The organism is Nocardia sp. NPDC004722 (assembly GCF_053601505.1).
The window spans coordinates 1-3,457 of the sequence record NZ_JBSGBY010000760.1; the positions used below are offsets into that span (position 1 = coordinate 1).

The following is a 3,457-nucleotide window of genomic DNA, read 5'->3' on the forward strand; positions in this document are numbered from 1 at the left end:
GGCGCCGTCCCCGTCTACGGCGTGGTCGCGTCGGTCTCCGGCCGCACCTCCGACATGACCCGCTCCGACGGCGAACCCGAGGTGGCAGCGGCACCCGCCGACGAGCACCCCGGCGGCATGCCCGCCGTCCGCGGTCTGGCCGAACAGCACGGCCTGCTGATCTTCGAATGGCCGACCGGCATCACCGAAGTCATGGTGGTGGCCCGCCCCGACGCCCCGCCCGTCGACCCGGACGACCCCCACGCTCGCCGCTGGAAGGTCACCAACATGCGCTACGAGATCGAAGGCGGCGTCCGCATCCCACCCGACATCCCCCGCCCCTGCCACCTCGCCATCGCCTCCTGCCGCCGCGACCCCACCGGAACCCTCACCGTCGCCACCGCATTCGCGGCCACCGCGCGCATCCGCTGGGTGCGCTGAGCACGCCCCGCGCGGGGCGTGGGAATCTGGTGGGGGCCGGGGCTGTTGCCGCAGTGATCGGTCGTAGACAGAGAGGCGGAACCGGGTGACTCCGAAGTTGATGGCGGTGAGCGACATCCATGTCGGTCATCAGGGCAACAAGCCGGTGGTCGAGGCGATTCGCGCGGATTCGCCCGAGGACTGGCTGATTCTGGCCGGTGACGTCGGGGAGAAGACCGACGACATCCGCTGGGCGCTGGAGACCCTGCGCGGCCGCTTCGCCAAGGTCATCTGGGTGCCCGGCAACCACGAATTGTGGACCACCGCAAAGGATCCCGTGCAGATGCACGGAGCGGGACGCTACGACTACCTGGTGTCGCTGTGCCGCGACCTGGACGTGCTCACGCCCGAGGACCCGTTCCCGGTGTGGGAGGGCGCGGGCGCGGAACACTACGGCGGCGCGGTGACGCTGGCCCCGATGTTCCTGCTCTACGACTACTCCTGGCTGCCCGCAGGCGCGAAGACCAAGGCCGAGGGCCTGGCCATCGCCAAGGACCGCAATGTGGTGGCCACCGACGAGTTCCTGCTGTCGGCCGAGCCGTATCTGACCCGCGACGCCTGGTGTCACGCCCGCGTCCAGTACACCCAGCGCCGCCTCGACGCGCTGCCCGCGGAGACCCCGCTGGTGCTCATCAACCACTGGCCGCTGGTCCGTCAGCCGGTCGACATGATGTGGTATCCGGAGTTCGCGCTCTGGTGCGGCACCGATCTCACCTCCGACTGGCATGTCACCTACAACGTGGTGTGCATGGTCTACGGTCACCTGCACATCCCCCGCACCACCTGGTACGACGGGGTCCGCTTCGAAGAGGTCTCGCTCGGCTACCCGCGCGAATGGCAGCGCCGCGGCGTGCCGGACCCGCTGCTGCGTCAGATCCTGCCGGTCCCGGACTACGGCGACACCCTCAACGAGTGGGGCGGCCACTTCAAGGTCACTCCGGAAATGCGTGCGGCGGGCCAGAAGATGAAGGAGGCCGCCGAACGCCGCCGGGGCGTCTAGCCACTTCCGGTCGACAACCGTGGCATTTCGGTAGCCACAGTATTGCTACTCGCGTGGCTAGTCGTACGCCGAGTCCATTGAGCTGTGAAGATGGTTGGCGTGCGAGATGTGCTGGCGCAGCTGATCGATCGGGTCCGGCAGGGCCCGGTCGCGCTGGCGCGAGTGGTGGCCGTGACCGGGGCGGGTCCGCGTGAACTCGGGGCCGCCATGGTCGTCACCGCCTCCGGCGAGGTCCTCGGCTCCCTGTCGGGCGGGTGTGTGGAGGCCGCGGTCGTCGAGTCGGCGGCCGACGTGCTGGCCACCGGATGCGCGGTGCTCGAGCACTACGGCCTCGCCGATCCGGACGGCATCGCCATCGGATTGACCTGCGGCGGTGAGCTGGAAGTCTTCATCGAACCCGTCGGCCCCGAACGGCTGGCCGACCTCGAGGCTCTCGAACGGGCGATCCGCGACGGCTGCCCGGTCGCAGTGACGACCACCCTCGACGACAATCCCGTCTGGCGCCTGATCGGCCCCGAAGACACCGGTGAGACTGCCACGCCCGCCCTGGACGTGGCTGTTGGGGACGCGCCTGCCTTGGGCGTGGCTGTTGGGGACGCGCCTGTTCGAGACGTAACTGTCGGGGACGTGACCGCCCGGGACGCCATCAGTCGGGATGCGGTCGCCATGGCCCGATCCGGCCGCACCGGCACGATCGGCTCCGCCGAATGCGAGCCGCCCTACCCGCCCCGCGCCTTCGTGCACAGTTTCGGTGCCCCCGCGCGCATGATTCTGGCCGGGGCCAATGATTTCGTGCGCGCCCTCAGCCGCCTCGGCGCGCAACTCGGCTACCGGGTCACCGTCGTCGATGCCCGCGAAACCTTCGCCACCCCAACCCGATTCCCCGCCGCCCAGCAGGTCGTGGTGGATTGGCCGCACCGCTATCTGCGCCGCGAACACGACTGCGGCCGCATCGACTCCCGCACCGTGGTGTGCGTGCTCACCCATGACGCGAAATTCGATGTCCCCATGCTGGCCGAGGCGCTCGACCTTCCAGACCTGGCCTTCATCGGCGCGCTGGGATCGCGCCGCACCCATCGCGACCGGATGGCGCGGCTGTCGGCGGCGGGTATCGCACCCGAGCGGTTGCGCCGCGTGCGCAGCCCGCTGGGCCTGGACCTCAATGCGTCGACCCCCGACGAGACCGCGGTGTCGATCGCCGCCCAGATCATCGCGGAGGTGGGCGGGGCTTCGGGCCGTCCCCTCGCCGAGGCGGACGGCCCGATTCACCGCTGACCTTGATGCCGAACCGGATTCAGTGGCTGAGCTTTATCGAGTGCCCGAGGATCACTCCGGGCGGACCTGCTCGGCCTGCATGCCCTTCTGGCCGCGGGCCGCGACGAACGACACGCGCTGCCCGTCCTTGAGGGACCGGAAGCCGTCGGCCTCGATCGCCTTGAAGTGGACGAACAGGTCGTCGCCTCCGCCGTCCGGGGCGATGAAGCCGAACCCCTTCTCGTCGTTGAAGAACTTCACGGTCCCGCTCTGCCTGTCGGCCATAGCCAAACTCATTTCGTATGAGGTGGTCGAGCAATGACGGTCAGGATGCCCGCCACTGTCTAGATCATCCCCTCTCTGGCCATCGCGGGAGGGTTTCTCGAGCGGTGAGCCCCGCCGGGGATTGCCGTCGACAATACGACTCTCCGGTGTGACCTCAGTGTTCCGCGGCCTGTCGGAGGTCGGTCAGCCACGCCTCGAGGCCCATGCCGAGGAACCCGGTTGAGGTCGAAATGTCCGCTTCTACCTGGGCTCCCCGCCAGTTCTCCTCGGTGCGGACGAGTACTCCGCCATCGACCGGGGTGAAGGTCCACACGTGGGTGCCGCCCTCGATGGTCAGGCCGTCGCCGACGGCGGGTCCGGTCCAGCGCAGGCACTGGTGGTCGACGACCTGCTGGATGGTGGAGGTGATGCCGAGGGTGGTCGCGGGTGTCGAGGCGCTGGCGGGGTCGGGCGTGGTCC

Annotated in this window: 4 protein-coding genes and 1 pseudogene; 3 read left to right on the forward strand and 2 right to left on the reverse strand. The window is 69.3% G+C overall.

The genetic code is table 11. The features are described from left to right. From ACWELQ_RS41335 to ACWELQ_RS41345, 3 genes and pseudogenes are all read left to right on the forward strand, one after another. Nucleotides 1-420: pseudogene (locus ACWELQ_RS41335) on the forward strand (Ig-like domain repeat protein); the annotation flags it as partial. Between the two features lie 85 nt (nt 421-505). After that, nucleotides 506-1,459, forward strand: coding sequence for a metallophosphoesterase family protein (locus ACWELQ_RS41340; protein WP_452402441.1), 954 nt, complete (start codon nt 506-508; stop codon nt 1,457-1,459). 99 nt (nt 1,460-1,558) lie between these two features. Further along, entirely contained in the window at nt 1,559-2,734 is a 1,176-nt protein-coding gene (locus ACWELQ_RS41345) for an XdhC family protein (RefSeq protein WP_452402442.1), read from the forward strand. A gap of 51 nt (nt 2,735-2,785) precedes the next feature. Here the strand turns inward: ACWELQ_RS41345 and ACWELQ_RS41350 are convergent, their stop codons facing one another. Both ACWELQ_RS41350 and ACWELQ_RS41355 read right to left on the reverse strand, forming a co-directional pair. Continuing rightward, the gene (locus ACWELQ_RS41350) at nt 2,786-2,998 is read right to left on the reverse strand and encodes a cold-shock protein (RefSeq protein WP_452402443.1); all 213 of its coding nucleotides are present in this window, start codon (nt 2,996-2,998) and stop codon (nt 2,786-2,788) included. A gap of 154 nt (nt 2,999-3,152) precedes the next feature. Next, on the reverse strand, nt 3,153-3,457 hold a 305-nt coding region (locus ACWELQ_RS41355), incomplete at its 5' end, for a hypothetical protein (protein WP_452402444.1).